Consider the following 17640-nt stretch of genomic DNA (forward strand, 5'->3'; position numbering starts at 1 on the left):
TTTTGCCTGTAATGTCGAATAATGAGATGTATGAAGCTCGAAGAGGGTGTAGAAGTGGCAGATTATTATCCAATTTTTGTAGATCTAGAGAACAAACCTGTTTTAGTCGTTGGCGGAGGAAATGTCGCTTACCGAAAGGTCATGACCTTACTTGATCACAGAGCTATTGTTTATATTATTTCACCGCAAATATTACCCGAATTAAAGGCTTTAGTAGATTCAAAACGATGCTTCTGGACGGGAAAAAAATATGAGCGTGAAGATATTAAAGACGCAGCTATAATATTTTCATGTACTGAAAAGGATGAAGTTAATTCAGCTGTTTCCCAGGATGCGCATAAGCTTCACCGATTGATCAATGTTGTCGATGATCCGGAGAAATGCTCCTTTATTGTTCCCTCGATAATGCAGCAAGGAGACCTGAAGATAGCGGTATCTACGGGTGGAAGCAGCCCAATTGTGGCGCGGCAGATTCGTAAACAGCTTGAGAGTCAATATGATCAGTCGTATGCGGAATACCTCTCCTTATTGCGTAAGTGGCGTAATAAAGTGAAAACGGATTTATCACTTGCCCGGAAAGAATTATTTTGGGATAAAGTGACGAATGGCGAAGTATTGGATTTAGTAAAAAACGGTCATCTTAATGAGGCGAAAGGAGTGATCGAGAGTTGTTTCCGGTCACTGTTGGATTAAATCATCGCACTGCCCCGGTTGAGATTCGGGAGAAGGTAAGTTTTCCTCATTATACAATTGGAGCGGCACTTCATGAACTTAAGGCGTATTCTGGATTAGAAGGAGTTGTTATCCTCAGTACGTGCAATCGGTTGGAAATTTATGCCGCCACTACAGATGTAGAAACCGGTTTAAACTCGATTAAAAAGTTTCTGGTTAATCATGCTCAAATTGAGGAACAAGAGTTGAGCAAATATCTCTATGTTCATACATTATATGAAGCAGTTAGACATCTTTTCAGAGTTGTTGCCGGGTTGGATTCAATGATCTTGGGAGAAACGCAGATTCTTGGTCAAGTTGCCAATGCCTATGAGAAAGCCTCCCAAGCAGGAGTAACCAATAAAGTTATTAATGTTTTTTTTCAGAACGCTTTAACTGTAGGAAAACGGGTTCGGACGGAGACGCAAATCGATCAGCATCCAACCTCGATCTCTTATACTGCTGTGGAACTGGTTAAACAAGTTTTTGGAGAGTTGCAAGGAAGAAGTATTCTGATTCTCGGTGCAGGAGAGATGAGTGCTTTAACTGCTAAACATTTGCTCGCAAATGGCGCTAATACGGTGATGGTTTCCAACCGTTCGTATGACCGCGCTAAGACGTTAGCTTCGGCCTGTCATGGCAAAGCAATCCGTTTTGCCGACTTTGAAGAATCTTTAATTGACGCAGATATTGTGATTTCGGCGACGGCTGCTGCCAATTTTGTAATCAACCCAGATCAGGTACGCAATGTTATGATCAAAAGAAACAATCGACCTCTATTAATGATAGATATTGCTGTACCTCGGGATATTCACCCCGAGGTAGGGGAAATACCCGGGGTAACCCTCTATGATATTGATGATCTGCGCGGAGTTATTGATGCTCATCAGCATGCGAGAGAAATAGCAGGCCAGCAGGCAGAGCACATCATCGAAGAAGAAATGTCTCAATTTTTAAAATGGCATAATTCACTTTATGTCGTTCCGACCATCGTTGCCTTGCAACATCGCGGAGAAGAGATTAAAGCATATCAGCTTGAACATGCTCTTGGGAAATTGGGTGGACTGACTGCTAAACAGGAAAAAATTATTCGGTCGATGGCCAATTCAATCGTGAATCAGCTGCTCCATGAGCCGATCACGAATTTAAAAGAATTCGCGACAACGAAGCAAGGACATCTTTATACCGAAATATTACAGAACCTATTCAGTTTAGAGGTGGCTGAGGAGGAAACGGTTCATTCCCTTCATCCTCATGTGCAAAATCAGGGTAATGTTGACTCAAGGAGGGCTAAATGAGTACTTTTCGAATTGGGACTCGTGACAGCCTGCTCGCCCTTTGGCAGGCGGAGTGGGTTAAAAAACACCTATATTCAATTTATCCTGAACATGAATTTGTCCTGGTTTCCGTGAAAACAAAGGGTGATAAGATACTTGATGTTCCGCTTGCTAAGATCGGAGATAAAGGTTTATTTACAAAAGAGCTTGAATACGGCTTGCTGGGCGGTGAGATTGACTTAGCTGTTCACAGCCTTAAAGATTTGCCAACAATTCTGCCGGAAGGATTAATGATTGGAGCGTTTTGCGAGCGTGAAGAGCCTCGGGATGTGTTCCTAAGCAAAGAGGGTATTCGTTTGGAAGATTTGCCTTCCGGTTCTTTGATCGGGACAAGTAGTCTTCGCCGCAAGGCCCAGTTACAATATTATCGAGCGGATTTGAATTTCGCGGATTTAAGAGGAAACCTTCAAACACGATGGCGTAAGCTTGAAGAATCCAACATGGCGGGGATTGTTTTAGCTTATGCCGGAGTAAAACGTTTAGGTTGGGAAGAAAGAATCACTCAGATTATATCCGAAGACATTATGCTCTCTGCTGTTGGACAAGGATCGATAGCCATTGAGATCAGTGCAGATCGTCTGGATATACAAGAGCTGATCAAACCGCTTAATCATGAAGAGACAAGTTTGGCAGTTCGAGCGGAACGAGCGCTGATGCGCAAATTAGAGGGGGGCTGCCAGGTTCCCATCGGAGCTTTAGGAATTGTCCATGAGGGAAAAGTCCAGCTGAAAGGTATGGTGGCTTCACTGGATGGAAAACAGCTGCTAAGAGCTTTTGCCGAAGGGCAAGAACCCGAGGAAATTGGCAATAATGCTGCAGAACATTTGATTGCCCAAGGAGCAAAGGCTATTCTTGATCAAATACGCGTTCCCAGCTAATTAACTGAGTTGAAACGGAGTGTGGAAAGTTGGAAACAGGATATGTTTATTTAGTCGGAGCTGGTCCGGGAGACCCTAAATTAATTACGGTTAAAGGTGCAGAATGCATTGCCAAAGCAGAGGTTCTTGTCTATGATCGATTGGCATCGCGCCGTTTACTGACGTTGGCTAATCCGTCATGTGAAATGATCTATGTTGGAAAGTCTCCTGACCGCCATACGCTTCGTCAGGAAGAGATCAATGAAGTCCTTGTCAAAAAGGGATTGGAAGGAAAGATTGTTACGCGTTTAAAAGGGGGAGACCCTTTTGTTTTTGGACGAGGGGGAGAAGAGGCTGAAGCTCTGCTGAACGCCGGAATTCCTTTTGAAATTGTTCCGGGTGTGACTTCTGCTATTTCGGTACCCGCTTATGCAGGCATACCTGTTACGCATCGCGATTTAACTTCATCTTTCGCAGTGATTACGGGTCATGAGGACCCCAATAAAAACAGCTCGGCGATTGCTTGGGAACATATTGCAAACTCCCATGGTACTTTGATTTTCCTTATGGGAGTAGCAAATTTAAAACTGATTGCCCAAAAACTCATGGAAAATGGCCGTTCTAAGACTACACCTGTCGCTCTTATTCAATGGGGAACCCGCCCTGAGCAGCGAACGTTAGTCGGAGAGCTGCATAATATAGCGGAGCTTGTTGAACGTGAGAAGTTTACGAATCCATCTATTATTATCGTAGGGGAAGTCGTTAGTCTGCGTGACAAGCTTCAATGGTTCGAAAAGAAAGCTCTTTTTGGACAACGTATTGTCGTAACACGGGCTCGTCAGCAAGCCAGTGTCCTTTCCCAGGCGATTGAAGATTTAGGCGGGGAACCCTGGGAATTCCCGGCTATTGATCTGGCTCCTCCGACTAATCCTGAACAGCTTGTGAAAGCAGTACGACAAATTAAGCGTTTTGAGTGGTTGGTGTTCACAAGTGTTAATGGGGTAGATGCCTTCTTTAAGGAACTTAAAAACCAAGGCAAAGATGTTCGGGATTTAGCGGGGATTGAACTCGTAGCCATTGGTCCCGCAACTCAGGCCGCATTGGAAAATAAGGGGCTGCGGGTTTCCTTTGTCCCTGAGGAATATCGTGCTGAAAAGATTATAGAAGGGCTTGCCAGTCGAGTCCTTCCGGGACAGAGTGTGCTGCTCGCTCGTGCTGAAGAAGCAAGAGATATTTTGCCGGAATCCCTTAAAGCCTTAGGAGCGGATGTCTGGGACGTTCCTGCCTACAAGACCGTTTTAGGGCAGGCCAATAAGGAAGAGTTACAGGCATTGCTGCGTGATCATCTTATTCATACAGTGACTTTTACGAGTTCTTCTACCGTTCGGAATTTTTTGCAGCTTCTTGATGGCGACCGATCTTTGCTGAAAGGGGTTAAACTCTTTTCAATTGGACCGATCACGAGTGCAACAGCACGGGAACTTGGCTTGACCGTTTATCGGGAGGCTGAAAAATATACAATTAAGGGGCTGGTTCAAGCTCTTGTGGAGGGTTAAGAATGATTAGTGTTACCAAGTTATTATTTAATACAGAATATTTCGGAGATTCCTTGCGGTACAGCAATGATTCAAAGGGTGCGAAAAATGGAGTAACAATGGGCAAAGGTCCGGTTGTTGTCTGGAATTCAACACGCACCTGCAACTTAAAATGCAAACATTGTTATATGGAGTCTGATGCTCAAAAATATCAGGGTGAGTTGACTACAGAAGAGGCGAAACAGTTTATTGATGACCTTGCTGAATTTAATGTCCCCGTTTTGCTTTTTTCCGGCGGTGAACCTTTAATTCGTCCCGATTTCTTTGAACTGGCTGCTTATGCGGCGAATAAAGGCATTCGTCCTACTTTATCTACAAACGGAACCCTGATCACAAGTGAAGTTGCTCAAAAGATCAAGGATATCGGTGTAGGGTATGTAGGGATCTCCCTTGATGGCTTGCGTGAGGTTAATGACGAATTTCGCGGCAAAGAAGGGGCCTTCCAGAAGGCGATGGAGGGTATTCAAAACTGCGTAGCTGTGGATCAGAGGGTGGGCCTCCGCTTTACGATCAATAGCCATAACCTAAAAGAACTGGACAATATTTTTGATTTTATTGAGGAAGAAAATATTAACCGGGTTTGTTTCTACCATCTGGTTTATTCCGGCCGCGGCAATCAAATGATAGCTCAGGATGTATCACCGGAAGAATCCCGCCAGGCCATGGAGACGATTGTTCGTCGGACGATTGATTTTGAAAATCGGGGCCTGGAGAAGGAAATCCTGACGGTCGATAATCACTGCGATGGAGTTTATCTCTATCTGCGCACCTTGAAAGAGGATCCGGAGAAGGCGGCAACGATTAAGCGTTTAATCAGCATGAACGGCGGAAACCGTTCGGGAATTGCTTTTTCTGAAGTAGATCCATTGGGATATGTACATCCGGATCAATTTACGCAGCATATCACCTTCGGGAATGTTCGGGAAAGAAAGTTCGGGGATATCTGGACTGATACTTCAAATCCGATCATGGCCGGTATGAAAGACCGTAAACCGTTATTAAAAGGCCGCTGCTCAAAATGCCAGTACCTTGATATCTGCAACGGAAACTTCCGGACCCGTGCAGAAGCAGTTACAGGCAACTTCTGGGAGTCCGATCCCGCCTGCTATTTAACCGACGAAGAAATAGGACTTAAATAAGATAGATTTACTCTATGAACAAAAAAGACCCATAAGCGTAGCTATTCGCACAGAAGTGAACGCTTTGCGGAGGGGCGCAATGGCACACAATGCCTTTCTTGGTTAGCGGAGCCAGTGGTTTACACCAGGTATTACCCTGAGGTTTGGCACGAAAGTGTCCGGTGGACATTTTCGCTCGAAGCGGCTATCTTCAAGAATGCTTATCCGCTGAAGATAGCTCCAAGAAAGGCAAGTGTGCCAGCCCTGGAGCGGTTGAGTGAACGGATGTGCGAATAGCTACAAGACAATAGAGTATTTGAACTACTTACTGGAGGTGTTCTAGATGGAGCTTTTACATCGTCCCCGCCGCTTACGGGCGAATGAAAAGATACGCAGTATGGTTCGGGAAAATCATGTACGGGTAGATGACTTGATTTACCCCATGTTTGTCATCTATGGGGAAAATACCAAAAATGAAATTCCGTCAATGCCGGGAGTTTACCAATACTCCTTAGATCTCTTTGTTGAGGCCCTGAAAGAAGTTGTGGACTTAGGAATACCGGCGATTTTACTTTTTGGAATTCCTGAGACAAAAGACGCGGTGGGGACAGGAGCCTACCACCAACACGGTATCGTTCAAGAAGCAGTTCGCGTTGCCAAAAAACATTATCCAGATCTGTATGTGATCACAGATGTCTGCCTTTGCGAATATACCGACCACGGCCATTGCGGTGTAATTCAAGACGGTAAAATTCTCAATGATCCAACGCTGGATTTATTAGCCCAAACAGCAGTTTCTCATGCACAAGCCGGAGCAGACATGGTGGCGCCTTCGGATATGATGGATGGCCGTGTTGCAGCAATTAGGCAAAGCCTTGATAAAGCAGGTTTTACAGATGTTCCTGTAATGTCCTATGCTGCTAAATTCGCTTCCGGTTTTTACGGACCATTTCGTGAAGCAGCAGGTTCAGCACCGCAGTTTGGTGACCGCAGGACGTATCAAATGGATCCTCCTAACGGGAATGAAGCAATGCGTGAGACGGCTTTAGATATAGAAGAAGGGGCAGATCTGATCATTGTTAAACCAGCCTTGGCTTATGGCGATATTACGTATCGAACAAAAGAGCGTTTTGGCCTTCCCGTTGTGGCATATAATGTCAGCGGTGAGTATTCCATGGTGAAAGCGGCTTCAGCACAGGGCTGGATTGATGAAAAAAGAATTGTTATGGAAGCGTTAGTGAGCATGAAAAGAGCCGGGGCAGATCTGATTATTTCATATCATGCATTGGATGTCGCGCGTTGGCTGCAGGGTTAGACAGAAAGTAAAACGTAAGAGGGACATGGTTTTAATCGAGGAATAAAGAAGAGGAAGGGGAAAATGAGATGATCATTTCTTGGAATACAACGAATGCTTGCAATATGTATTGTGATCATTGTTATCGTGATGCCGGCTGTAAAGTTGAAGAAGAATTAAATACTGCGGAAGCGAAAACATTATTAGAGCAGATTGCTAAAGCAGGGTTTAAAATTATGATTTTTAGCGGGGGAGAACCTCTTATTCGGCCAGACATTGTGGAACTGGTTGCCTATGCAACATCTTTAGGCCTAAGACCTGTTTTTGGAACAAACGGTACTCTTATTACCCTGGATATGGCACGTCGTCTCAAAGAGGCCGGCGCTATGGGAATGGGTATTTCCTTAGATTCCATGGATAAAGAAAAACATAACCAATTCCGTAAATTCCCGGGAGCTTGGGAAGGCGCTGTTCGAGGGATGCGTAATTGCCATGCAGTGGGACTTCCTTTCCAAATCCATACCACAGTTATGGATTGGAATCAGGATGAGCTTGAGGCGATTACCGATTTTGCTGTGAGTGAAGGGGCAGTGGCTCACCATTTCTTCTTCTTGGTTCCGACCGGCCGTGCCGTTTCCATCGAGGAAGAGTCTTTGCGGGCTGAAGCTTATGAAGATGTATTAACTCGGATCATGAAAAAACAACAAACTGTAGATATCGAGCTTAAACCGACATGTGCTCCTCAGTTTATGCGTATTGCTAAACAAATGGGCATGAATATGCGGTATGGCCGCGGCTGTTTAGCAGGAACATCTTATTGCATCATTAGCCCGAAAGGACAGGTTCAGCCTTGTGCCTATTTAAATATCCCGCTTGGTGATGTCCGTGAAACGCCTTTCGATGAGATCTGGAAAAACAACCCGGTCTTAAAAGAATTGAGAACGATGGATTATAAAGGCGGCTGTGGTACCTGCGAATATAAAAAGGCTTGCGGCGGATGCCGAGCCCGTGCGGCTTATTATGAAAACGGAGATTACATGGCGGAGGAACCTTGGTGCTTGTACCACGGGCGGAAGGGGGTTAAGTAACTTGGATACCGTTGAACGGGAGTTGCTTAACACCATCCAAACAAATTTCCCGATTATGCCGCGTCCCTTTCAAAGTTTAGGAGAACGTGCGGGCGTATCTGAAGAAGAAGCTTGGGAAAGGGTTACAAAGCTTCGACAGGAAGGCATCATACGGCGTCTCGGAGGTGTATTTGATTCCCACCGTTTGGGTTATCATAGTACATTATGCGCAGCTAAAGTCCCTCAAGAAAAAATCTCTGATGTTGCTGAACTTCTTATGGAAACCCCCGGCGTAACGCACAATTATTTGCGTGAGCACGACTATAATATGTGGTTTACGCTGATTGCTCCATCAAAAGAGGAAGTTGAGCAGATTCTGAACAAGGTTCGCAGTGTTTTAGGTTCAGATCAGGTCTACTCTCTACCTGCTGTCCGTCTTTTTAAGATTAGCGTTGATTTTAATTTCAAAAATAAGACAGAGAAAAGTAAACCTGAGTTAAGAAATATCGGACTTCAAAAAACGCCTGGTGCTTGGCGGAGAGGTGAACAGGCAGTTGTTCTCAGCGAGCAGGAAAAAGCGCTCGTCCGCGTTCTTCAAGTCGATTTGCCTTACTCGTTAACTCCTTTTGCAGAGATTGCTCAAATGCTTCAATGGACGGAAAATGAGGTCCTTGAGTTAACGCGCAGTTTACTGGAAAGAGGTTTAATTCGGCGTTTTGGCGCGGTTCTGCGGCATCAAAAAGCTGGCTTTACAGCCAATGCAATGGGAGTCTGGCCGGTCCCGGAGGATCAAGCCCATGAGATCGGTAAAAAAATGTCAGCTTTTCGTGAAGTAAGCCACTGTTATCAGCGTCCCACACTGCCCGACTGGCCCTATACCCTGTTTACGATGATTCACGGTCAGTCAGTTGAAGATTGTCAGAATGTTATGGAGCGGATTTCTGAAGAAACAGGAATCAAAGAATACCGGATGCTTTTTAGTAAAGCGGAGTTAAAGAAGAGCAGTATGCAGTATTTTATGGAAGAAAATGATTAATAGCCCCATAAGGGGTTGGGAGGTCTTAAACTTTGAGTTTTCAAGATGTTCGGAGTTGCAAAGCCTTCGAAAGAGCGAAGGCTGTCATTCCTGGGGGGGTTAACTCTCCGGTTCGTGCTTTTCGTTCAGTGGGAAGAGATCCCGTTTTTATCGAACGGGGTGAAGGATCACATCTTTGGGATATCGACGGCAATTCCTATATTGACTATGTAGGCTCTTGGGGACCGCTGATTTTGGGACATGCTCATCCCGAAGTCGTTGAGGCGATTAAGCGGACAGCAGAAAGGGGAACAAGTTACGGTGCCCCGACAGAGCTGGAAACAGAGCTTGCCGTTGAAGTCCTTAGGGCATACCCGTCAATGAATCAAGTTCGCATGGTTAATTCGGGTACAGAAGCGACAATGAGTGCTTTACGGTTAGTCCGTGGGGTTACCGGCCGAAATAAAATTGTTAAATTTGAAGGTTGTTATCATGGACATGCTGATTCCTTGCTCATTAAGGCGGGAAGCGGGGCGCTGACGTTTGGGGTTCCGAATTCACCCGGTATTCCCGCGGCAACTGCGGGGACCACGGTGGTTGCTCGTTACAATGATCTAGAAGGTTTAAGAGAAATTTTCCGTCAAGATGGGGAAGAAATTGCGGGTGTAATTATTGAGCCGGTAGCTGGCAATATGGGAGTTGTCATCCCTGAACGGAGCTTTCTTGAAGGCGTCCGTGAATTGACGCGTCAATATGGAGCTTTATTGATTTTCGATGAAGTTATGACAGGTTTTCGTGTCAGTTATGGCGGTGTGCAAGAACGTTTTGGAATTGATCCGGATATCACCTGTTTAGGGAAAATTATCGGAGGAGGCCTCCCCGTTGGAGCATACGGCGGAAAAACAGAATATATGAGTCAAATTGCTCCGAGCGGTCCCATATATCAAGCTGGAACTCTTTCGGGGAATCCCTTAGCGATGGCAGCGGGATTAACAACGCTGCGCTTATTGCAAAAACCAGGCGTTTATTCAGAACTTGAACGGAAAACAAATTATTTAGCTGAGGGACTAAGAAAAATCGCCGAAGAACAAGGCCTGCCCATTTGGATCAATTCTGTCGGTGCAATGTTCTCAGCATTTTTTACGGATCAACCGGTTAAAGATTTTGCCAGTGCCTGTACTTCAGATGTTGAACGCTTTGCCGCATATTTTAAAGGGATGCTTGAGCGCGGAGTTTATCTCGCTCCAAGTCAATATGAAGCAGTATTCCTTTCCCTGGCACATACAGACGAAGACCTTAACTATACTCTCGAACAAGTTCGGGCAGTGTTAAAGTCACTCTAGTCTTTGTTCCTATAGGAACGGGTACTCAGGAGGTTTGCGGATGGAACGTAAAAAGCTTGTACGAAGCGTTATTACCCTTGGACTTTTAGCAGCTTTAGCTGCGGTTATTATCCTTTCCCAAAATCATGACCCATCGAACCCTCATAGTACGATTGCTAAAGAAACCTGGATCAATGGTCCGCAAGGGCATGGGTATGCAGTTAATAATAATCAGCAGCCGGCTAAACAATGTTATCCCTGTCATATAAAAAAGGGCTTAGGAGGACAATCCTATTGCCAATCCTGTCATGACCAATCCGGTGTAAAGGTTAGTTTGCCGCAATCCTAACATATTATAGAAGGAAGCCTCTCCAAGCAATTCACAAAATGGATAATACTGGAATACATTACATTATAGTTTTGGGTGAATTGGGGGGGAGACGGTGGATGCGGAAAACCGTTATCAGTACCTGGAGCGTTTGGAACAAATCCGGGGATCAAAAGTTCTTGTCTATTTTGCGTACACTCCGCTAGATGATAGTATACTGGTTCCTCTTTATAAACAGCTGAAGGCCATAGGACACACTCCCAAGATTGATTTGTTTTTGCATAGTTATGGAGGTGCGGTGGATACCCCTTATAAGTTGGTTATGCTCATCCGAGAGTTCTGTGAGGAATTTGGGGTGATCGTCCCGCTTGCTGCGAAGTCTGCTGCATCGATGGTTGTTTTAGGAGCGGATGAAGTGGTTATGGGACCTGTATCTGAATTAGGTCCGATTGATCCCTTAGTAAAACATCCGGTTTATAGGGACGTTTGGGTTCCTGTACAGGCCATTCGCTATACTCTCGAGTATTTTCAACGGACGATTGCCGATAGCCCGGATCCGGAATTAGCAACATTTATCATCAATCCCGTCCTCAATAAATTGGATCCTTGGCTAATCGGTGACTATGAAAAATCCCTCAAGGCTTCCCACCAGTATGCTGAAGCACTCCTTTCTCGTTACATGCTGAAGGATTCGCCGCTTCAGGTTTCTGCGGTTACGCATGCGCTTACAGAGGGGTATTTTTCACATGGTTATCCCATCGGTCGTCGAGAAGCGAAAGAGTTGGGTTTAAAAATTACGGAAGCTGACGGTGAACTTTGGGAGGTTATTTGGAGCCTTTATTTAGGCTATGAGGAATTATTAAATCAAAGAGATTTAGAATGAAATAGTGATAAAATAAAAATGCTCCCCTTTCACTGGAATATTATGTTGTTTGATTTATCTAGGCTAAGGGGAGCATATACCTCTTTATACATAAGAATTGTATTGAACTCTAAAAATAAAATGCCGGAATAAAATACTATTGCATGTTTACTGAAACTAGTTTAGGATATGTGTTGTGATGGTCTGATAATCATCACTCGGGATTAAATGATTAACATTTTTAGTTTTTATGAATGTTAAACATAATGGAGGTGGCAATATTGTTCATTACGTTTGGTTTTATTACTCCGGCAACTGCTGCTATTGCTTTGGTTATTGCTCTCGTTATTTTCGGACCGGGTAAACTGCCTGAGCTTGGTAAAGCATTAGGAAAAGGAATTTCTGAGTTTAAATCGGCGACTAATGGTGAAGAGAAAAAAGAAGAAGTTAAAGAGGAAGCTAAAGAAACAAAAAAAGCTGAATAACTTAGCTGTTTCAAATATTCAAATTAGAGAAAAGCATTTGGAAAGTATAACTGCCTATTAGGAGCATACTTCCAAATGCTTTTTTTAAGGTTTTTATTTATACTTGAAGTTGATTAAATTCATTTTTTACTTTTTGAACTTCTTGATTGGGAGCATCACTGGGGGTATACCAGCCTTTTGAATTCATTGCATTATATAGATTTTCATGGATTGAATACTCGTCTTGCTGAATGTTTTTGAGGTTTTGACGAAGGTTTCCGCAGGTTACCTCAGTGATAAAAGTGTTAAGGGAAGAAGTCATTTGTTTTTCAATCATGAGTAAATCATTTAAAACTTCTTTTTCCGAAAGTGTAGATTGCCCTGGCATCGCTTTCATCCTTTCTATGCGTACTCAAGTAGAGTAGGCTTAATTTTTTGCCTGTACTTATTCGTGAGAGTTTAAATAATTGAGCAGAGTACTATAATGTTGGCGGTGTAAGTCAGAAGCTGAGGAAAGTTGTGATTTTACTGCTGAATCTTGAACAAGTTGTGCAGCTTGTGCATATTTATGCACTAAAAGAGCTTCGGAATTCAAGGCATCACCTAAAATCGTTAAATTCTTTGAGGTGATCTGGGGAGCGTTTTGATTAATCATGCTGATCCTCCTCTATACTGTCTGATGATTTTGAGCTTTAAAATTGCTTTTAAAAAAGCTCTTTATAGAATTCCTCATTTTTAAAGAGGTATGTCTGGAAATTATAGGTAACAGCTTGAATTATTTTTACTGGTATATCGTTTTTTGTGCAGGGTTTACAAGGTGCTTTGTTTGGGACAGAATAGAGAGAGAGAACATAAGATCAAGGAGTAATGACTGTGTCCTATATATTTAAGGAAAATCCTAAATTTCTCTTGATTTATCACTTTGTCAAAGACATTTTTCCGCTTGTTAAAAAAGAACTCCGATTTTGGAGTTCATGGGCCGAGAAAGCACCGGATTCGGTTCTTGCTAAACAAGCTTTTGATTCAATTCAACGCAAAACGTTTCATTGTCTTGGAGGGAGTATTTATGCCCTCTATCCAGGAACAGAGCGCGAAACGATGATTGAGTTTATCGTTGCGTATCAGACTATCAGTGATTATTTAGATAACCTTGTGGATGCGGCTGATGTTCAAGATGAAAAAGCTTTTGCTCAGCTTCATTTAGCTATGACAGAAGCTTTAGATTCTGAAGCCGTAGTCTCAGACTATTATGCCGAATATCCTTATCAAGAGGATGGAGGCTATCTTGAACACTTGGTTCGGACTTGCCAGGCTAATTTAAAGGATTTACCGTCTTATCCTGTGGTCAAAAAATCTTTAATTGAGTTAGCTTCTCTTTATTCTTCGCTGCAAACGTATAAGCACTTAAGTCTAGAAGAACGGGAGAAGAAGATGTTATCATGGATTGAACCTCATCTGAAGGAATATCCGAATATATCTGCATGGGAATTTGCTGCAGCATCAGGTTCTACCCTCGGAATTTTCTGCCTGGTTGCAGCAGCGCATCGGCCGGGGTTAACAGGTGAGGAGGTCTGTCGATTAAAGCAGGCTTATTTTCCCTGGATTTGTGGGCTGCATATTTTAATGGATTATTTTATCGATTATGTGGAAGACCGTGAGACCGAACAGCTTAATTTTGTTCAATACTATAAAAGTATTTTGGAACGGGAAGAAAGACTTGTGCTCTTCCTTAAAGAATCAACACAGCATGCTCGTTATTTGACTTATCCTAAGTTCCATCAAACCGTTGTCGAAGGGCTGTTAGCTATGTATTTATCCGATCCTAAAGCCCAAATTGAGGAACTTCGCGGCGGGACTCAGGCCTTACTCTCTGCAGGAGGAATAACTATCCAGCTTCTCTATCAGATGTGTCGTGTACTGCGTAAAAAAGAAGTCCTTTAATAAAGTTATCTTTTTTAGCTATTCCGATACAAAACTTTTGCGGCAAGTTGAGTTAATACTGTTTTGGATGGACAGGCCGAGATTTCTTCGAGATAAGATAAAGCAGTCTCTACGCATGTTAAAGCTGTAGAAAATGCTTCATCCAAGGCTTCCGAAGAGATTAAGGCCTGCATTATTTTAGGGATTTTTTCGGGGGTAGGCTTGTCCTGCAGAAATTCCCCTGCCCAAGGTCCATAAAGGGGATGTTTTAAAAGATAAATTATAGGCAGCGTGATATGGCCGTTGATCAGGTCAGCAGCAACCGGTTTTCCCGTTTGTTGCGGATCGCCTGTAAAGTCAAGAAGATCATCAATAATCTGATAGGCATAGCCAAGGTGCATGCCGAAATTACCTAAACGATCAATATCTTCATTTGATGCGCTGGCGGTAGCGGCTCCGGAACGGCAGGAACTGGCAAGGAGAATACCTGTTTTGCGGGAAATTCGTTCGAAGTAGTCATTTTCGGATACCGATAAATCAAATTGTCGATTCGCTTGATCGACTTCCCCTGTACACATGGCTTGAATTGCTTCAACTAAATAATTCATGCTTGCCAAAAGCTGGTGAGAAGATAGAATGTGAAACGCTTCAGCAAAAAGATAATCGCCGGTAAGTACCGCTGCGAGGTTATCCTGCTGAGAGTTGATTGTAGGCAAGCCACGTCTAAGATCAGAATGATCGATCACATCATCATGGATAAGTGAGGCCATATGGATCAGTTCAGCCGCGACAGAAGCCTGAATCGTTGCCGTATTTAACGGTCCAAAGCACATTCCGCTTTGCAGGGTTAAAAGGGGGCGCAGACGCTTTCCTCCCGAGGTTAAAAGCTGTGAACAGGATTGGCGTATCATCCCTTGTGCTTTGTCAATGGTTTGCTTTAAACGTTCTTCAACAAGGAGCAATTCAGGAAAAAATAATGGCGATTTGTCATTGAGGTTAGGGGTACTATATAAAAAATTTTCAGGAGAGTGAGTTGATTCTTCGAGCAGAATTGTCATGATAACCTTCCTTTACTAGGATGTACAAGCTTTCTTCAATCATGGTCATTACTGCTAGTATGCCTAAAAATTGTAAAGGTTACTCCTCTTTGCCATAGAGTTCAAAAGTAAGGGAGTTCTCTCGGATATAGCATCGAATGAGCAGGTAACCTGAGGTGTTATTTTTAAGCTTTAGATCAAGATCTGGGTAAGCAACTGTTGCGTCCTGACCTGGAGGTACATAATTAATCTCGAGGGAATGAGGATGGCGTTCGAGAATTTCGAGATGGGCTAAAAGAGCGGCATTGTATAGTGTTGAGGAAACTTGACAGATTCCTCCGCCAAGTCCCGGCGTGAATTGATTGTCAACGATAATCAGGGCTTCTTTATAACCGGCGGCAGCCGTTCGTTCACCGATACGCTGGTTAAAAGAGAATCCTTCCTGAGGAGCCAGCACAAGACCATCGAGAGTTTTTGCAGCAAGTTTAATATTATCCGTACGGCTGATAAGGCTTGAATCAAATTGAGTGGTGTATTTAGCCAGTAAATGGGTGATTTTCATTCCTTCAAGCTGGGCAGCAGTAACACGGGGCTGTCCTGATGTTTTAAACGGAACTTCAATAGGAGTAAGTTGAAGGAGATTTATATGTTTAATTTTTTCAGTTAATAACTCAAGGTCGACTTCCTGTCCCGGCTTCTCTTTTTCAATGATCATCTGGTTTTCAGGTGTAATTTTATATGAAGCATCAATTGTAGGCCGGTTAAACTTTGCCAATGAGCTTGCTAACGTTTTTTGCAGCCGATCAGAGTTCCAATTGTATTCGATAATAAGCGATGAAGACATTCCTTTTTGAAGATTGAATTGAGAGAGCGCCTTTTGAAAAATATTTCCTGATCGGCCTTGATCATACGCGAGTTGTATGATTTTATCCCAATCAAGGGACATACCCAAATCTTTTAAGGGGAGTTTAATTATTTCGGGGGGTTGGCCGGGAATACTCAATTCAAGAGATTGGTCAAGTAAAGGGGTAAGTTGATTTTCAAGAGTTTTACGAGCGTCAGTCTTATTAAGTGAAGAAAGATCAAGGGAACCGACTTTAACCCCTTTTAGGATCAGTCCTGTATCTTTGGTATAGAGAAACAGTGCTCCAAGTGATATCAGTGATACCGTTAACAGCAATGAAAAAAAGACGAAGACCGTTTTCTTCCACGATCTTCGCTTGGATTGGGCATTTTCCAAAGTTTCAGTATTCAAAGTAAAACTCCCCCTTGTTTTTTGCTATATCATCTATATGGCAATAAGGGGGAGAAATTGATTATTATTATTTGTTATTTTCGTTATCAAATGGAAGTATTTTGGCACAATATTCAAGGATTTCCCGGCGGCGAACAATGCCGATAAAGACATTTTGATCATCTACGACCGGAATAAAGTTTTGCTCAATTGCTCTCGATAGAAGATCTTCAATATGCGCATCGATGGATACCGGATAGTTTTGAATATGCTGCTCAATTTCACTAAGTCGGATGTTCTGTGTATTTTCAAAGGTTAAACCTGGGGTGTTTTTAAGTTTCCAAAGAAGATCTCCTTCGGTCAGTGTTCCGATATAATGCCCTTCCTCATCAATCAAGGGGATAGCAGAATAACGATGAAATTCCATCCGTTCAAGAGCCTGTCTCATGGTCGCGTTATATTTTAAAAAGATCACGTCTTTTTTCGGGATGAGAAAAAAAATAACATTCATGAATTTCAAACCACTCCTTGTACACTTAATAAGTCTATTCTAGCAGGAAATATGGAGTCGGTGCAAAAGAAAAATCAGGCAATCGAATAATGATATTGATTAATAAGATTATGAAATGCAGTAAATTGAAAATTAAGGATTAGATATGCTATGCTAAAAAGTAGCAACGATTAAATCGAATTAAGGATTGAAGGATTGAAAGATTATGGGAATGAATGAAGACACATTGCGACTCTTGCTGCAAGGAATTAAACAACGGGACGTTAGTGTTGAGGAAGGGATAGAACGCTTAAAAGTACTTCCTTTTGAAGATCTGGGCTTTGCTAAGGTTGACTATCATCGGAATATCCGCCAGGGTTTTTCGGAGGTTATTTATTGTGCAGGAAAGACGACGGAACAAATTGTAGCGATTGCAGAAAAACTTGCCGAGCGGGGAGGAGGCAATATCTTAGGAACTCGGGCAGATTCTGAGGTTTATCAGGCTGTACGGGAACGCATTCCCGATGCAGAATATAACGCTTTAGCGCATCTCATCATGATTAAACGAGGCAAACAAGAGGATCGTGGAAATATCCTTGTTTTAAGTGCAGGCACTTCTGATTTGCCTGTAGCAGAAGAGGCAGCCCTTACCGCGGAAATGATGGGAAATCACGTTGAGCGGGTTTATGATACTGGGGTTGCCGGAATTCATCGTCTGCTCAGCCAAACGGATAAATTAAGTCAGGCTCGTGTTATTGTCGTTGTCGCGGGTATGGAAGGGGCCTTAGCCAGTGTTGTCGGAGGCCTCGTAGATAAGCCTGTGATTGCGGTTCCGACGAGTGTCGGGTATGGTGCCAGCTTCGGAGGATTGGCAGCCCTATTAGCGATGTTGAATAGTTGTGCCAGCGGTGTAAGTGTTGTTAATATTGATAATGGTTTCGGTGCAGGCTATCAGGCAGGGTTGATAAATCGGTTAGGAGAGAACTAAG

General features: G+C 43.3%; 19 protein-coding genes. 14 read left to right on the forward strand and 5 right to left on the reverse strand.

The genetic code is table 11. The annotated features are described in order from the left end of the window. The first annotated feature begins 54 nt into the window (after window positions 1–54). From ACHOLT_RS10970 to tatA, 12 genes are all read left to right on the forward strand, one after another. A complete protein-coding gene (locus ACHOLT_RS10970; protein ID WP_425800552.1) occupies window positions 55–693 on the forward strand; it encodes a precorrin-2 dehydrogenase/sirohydrochlorin ferrochelatase family protein in 639 nt (212 codons plus the stop codon). Continuing rightward, window positions 669–2009 carry a glutamyl-tRNA reductase gene (gene hemA / locus ACHOLT_RS10975; RefSeq protein WP_425800554.1) on the forward strand — a complete coding sequence of 447 codons (1341 nt, stop codon included), beginning with the start codon at window positions 669–671 and terminating at the stop codon, window positions 2007–2009. The genes ACHOLT_RS10970 and hemA overlap by 25 nt, the downstream gene beginning before the upstream one ends. After that, entirely contained in the window at window positions 2006–2926 is a 921-nt protein-coding gene (gene hemC, locus ACHOLT_RS10980; protein ID WP_425800556.1) for a hydroxymethylbilane synthase, read from the forward strand. Before hemA ends, hemC begins: the two co-directional genes overlap by 4 nt. Window positions 2927–2955: 29 nt before the next feature. After that, window positions 2956–4461 (forward strand): uroporphyrinogen-III C-methyltransferase, encoded by a 1506-nt coding sequence (cobA, locus tag ACHOLT_RS10985; protein WP_425800558.1) that lies wholly within the window; start codon window positions 2956–2958, stop codon window positions 4459–4461. Window positions 4462–4463: 2 nt separating this feature from the next. Beyond that, window positions 4464–5639, forward strand: coding sequence for a putative heme d1 biosynthesis radical SAM protein NirJ1 (nirJ1, locus tag ACHOLT_RS10990; RefSeq protein WP_425800560.1), 1176 nt, complete (start codon window positions 4464–4466; stop codon window positions 5637–5639). A 322-nt stretch (window positions 5640–5961) separates the two neighbouring features. Next, window positions 5962–6933: a porphobilinogen synthase gene (gene hemB, locus ACHOLT_RS10995; RefSeq protein ID WP_425800562.1), complete on the forward strand. Its 972-nt coding sequence runs from the start codon at window positions 5962–5964 to the stop codon at window positions 6931–6933. Between the two features lie 68 nt (window positions 6934–7001). Continuing rightward, the gene (nirJ2, locus tag ACHOLT_RS11000) at window positions 7002–8000 is read left to right on the forward strand and encodes a putative heme d1 biosynthesis radical SAM protein NirJ2 (protein WP_425800564.1); all 999 of its coding nucleotides are present in this window, start codon (window positions 7002–7004) and stop codon (window positions 7998–8000) included. Window position 8001: 1 nt separating this feature from the next. Then, a complete protein-coding gene (locus tag ACHOLT_RS11005) occupies window positions 8002–9015 on the forward strand; it encodes an Lrp/AsnC family transcriptional regulator (RefSeq protein WP_425800566.1) in 1014 nt (337 codons plus the stop codon). A gap of 32 nt (window positions 9016–9047) precedes the next feature. Then, the gene (gene hemL / locus ACHOLT_RS11010; protein WP_425800568.1) at window positions 9048–10337 is read left to right on the forward strand and encodes a glutamate-1-semialdehyde 2,1-aminomutase; all 1290 of its coding nucleotides are present in this window, start codon (window positions 9048–9050) and stop codon (window positions 10335–10337) included. Window positions 10338–10377: 40 nt separating this feature from the next. Next, window positions 10378–10665, forward strand: coding sequence for a hypothetical protein (locus tag ACHOLT_RS11015; RefSeq protein WP_425800570.1), 288 nt, complete (start codon window positions 10378–10380; stop codon window positions 10663–10665). Window positions 10666–10759: 94 nt separating this feature from the next. After that, window positions 10760–11527, forward strand: coding sequence for an SDH family Clp fold serine proteinase (locus ACHOLT_RS11020; protein ID WP_425800572.1), 768 nt, complete (start codon window positions 10760–10762; stop codon window positions 11525–11527). A gap of 260 nt (window positions 11528–11787) precedes the next feature. Further along, on the forward strand, window positions 11788–11991 hold the full coding sequence (gene tatA / locus ACHOLT_RS11025) for a twin-arginine translocase TatA/TatE family subunit (protein ID WP_425800574.1): 204 nt from the start codon (window positions 11788–11790) through the stop codon (window positions 11989–11991). Between the two features lie 97 nt (window positions 11992–12088). On the opposite strand, the gene ACHOLT_RS11030 is transcribed toward tatA, so the two are convergent. Next, entirely contained in the window at window positions 12089–12358 is a 270-nt protein-coding gene (locus tag ACHOLT_RS11030; RefSeq protein WP_425800576.1) for a spore coat protein, read from the reverse strand. A gap of 57 nt (window positions 12359–12415) precedes the next feature. Then, window positions 12416–12625 carry a hypothetical protein gene (locus ACHOLT_RS11035; protein ID WP_425800578.1) on the reverse strand — a complete coding sequence of 70 codons (210 nt, stop codon included), beginning with the start codon at window positions 12623–12625 and terminating at the stop codon, window positions 12416–12418. Between the two features lie 212 nt (window positions 12626–12837). On the opposite strand from ACHOLT_RS11035, the gene ACHOLT_RS11040 reads away from it, so the two are divergent. Then, window positions 12838–13911, forward strand: coding sequence for a tetraprenyl-beta-curcumene synthase family protein (locus tag ACHOLT_RS11040; RefSeq protein ID WP_425800580.1), 1074 nt, complete (start codon window positions 12838–12840; stop codon window positions 13909–13911). 14 nt (window positions 13912–13925) lie between these two features. Here the strand turns inward: ACHOLT_RS11040 and ACHOLT_RS11045 are convergent, their stop codons facing one another. The 3 genes from ACHOLT_RS11045 to ACHOLT_RS11055 all read right to left on the reverse strand — a co-directional run bounded on the left by ACHOLT_RS11045 (window position 13926) and on the right by ACHOLT_RS11055 (window position 16672). Beyond that, window positions 13926–14948: a polyprenyl synthetase family protein gene (locus tag ACHOLT_RS11045; RefSeq protein ID WP_425800582.1), complete on the reverse strand. Its 1023-nt coding sequence runs from the start codon at window positions 14946–14948 to the stop codon at window positions 13926–13928. A 79-nt stretch (window positions 14949–15027) separates the two neighbouring features. Beyond that, the gene (locus tag ACHOLT_RS11050; RefSeq protein ID WP_425800584.1) at window positions 15028–16182 is read right to left on the reverse strand and encodes a VanW family protein; all 1155 of its coding nucleotides are present in this window, start codon (window positions 16180–16182) and stop codon (window positions 15028–15030) included. Between the two features lie 67 nt (window positions 16183–16249). Further along, window positions 16250–16672, reverse strand: coding sequence for a CBS domain-containing protein (locus ACHOLT_RS11055; protein ID WP_425800586.1), 423 nt, complete (start codon window positions 16670–16672; stop codon window positions 16250–16252). Between the two features lie 211 nt (window positions 16673–16883). Between ACHOLT_RS11055 and larB the strand changes: the two genes are divergently transcribed. Then, a complete protein-coding gene (gene larB / locus ACHOLT_RS11060) occupies window positions 16884–17639 on the forward strand; it encodes a nickel pincer cofactor biosynthesis protein LarB (protein WP_425808018.1) in 756 nt (251 codons plus the stop codon). Window position 17640 lies beyond the last annotated feature (1 nt).

Source organism: Desulfitobacterium nosdiversum, from assembly GCF_049860565.1.
In the GTDB taxonomy this organism is placed as follows: Bacteria; Bacillota; Desulfitobacteriia; order Desulfitobacteriales; family Desulfitobacteriaceae; genus Desulfitobacterium_A; species Desulfitobacterium_A nosdiversum.

Coding starts and splice junctions, on each gene's coding strand:
- hemC (WP_425800556.1), top strand. CDS start 2,006: ATGAGTACTTTTCGAATTGGGACTCGTGACAGCCTGCTCGCCCTTTGG.
- ACHOLT_RS11055 (WP_425800586.1), bottom strand. CDS start 16,672: ATGAATGTTATTTTTTTTCTCATCCCGAAAAAAGACGTGATCTTTTTA.
- ACHOLT_RS11015 (WP_425800570.1), top strand. CDS start 10,378: ATGGAACGTAAAAAGCTTGTACGAAGCGTTATTACCCTTGGACTTTTA.
- nirJ2 (WP_425800564.1), top strand. CDS start 7,002: ATGATCATTTCTTGGAATACAACGAATGCTTGCAATATGTATTGTGAT.
- ACHOLT_RS11045 (WP_425800582.1), bottom strand. CDS start 14,948: ATGACAATTCTGCTCGAAGAATCAACTCACTCTCCTGAAAATTTTTTA.
- ACHOLT_RS11040 (WP_425800580.1), top strand. CDS start 12,838: ATGACTGTGTCCTATATATTTAAGGAAAATCCTAAATTTCTCTTGATT.
- ACHOLT_RS11030 (WP_425800576.1), bottom strand. CDS start 12,358: ATGCCAGGGCAATCTACACTTTCGGAAAAAGAAGTTTTAAATGATTTA.
- larB (WP_425808018.1), top strand. CDS start 16,884: ATGAATGAAGACACATTGCGACTCTTGCTGCAAGGAATTAAACAACGG.
- nirJ1 (WP_425800560.1), top strand. CDS start 4,464: ATGATTAGTGTTACCAAGTTATTATTTAATACAGAATATTTCGGAGAT.
- ACHOLT_RS11035 (WP_425800578.1), bottom strand. CDS start 12,625: ATGATTAATCAAAACGCTCCCCAGATCACCTCAAAGAATTTAACGATT.
- hemB (WP_425800562.1), top strand. CDS start 5,962: ATGGAGCTTTTACATCGTCCCCGCCGCTTACGGGCGAATGAAAAGATA.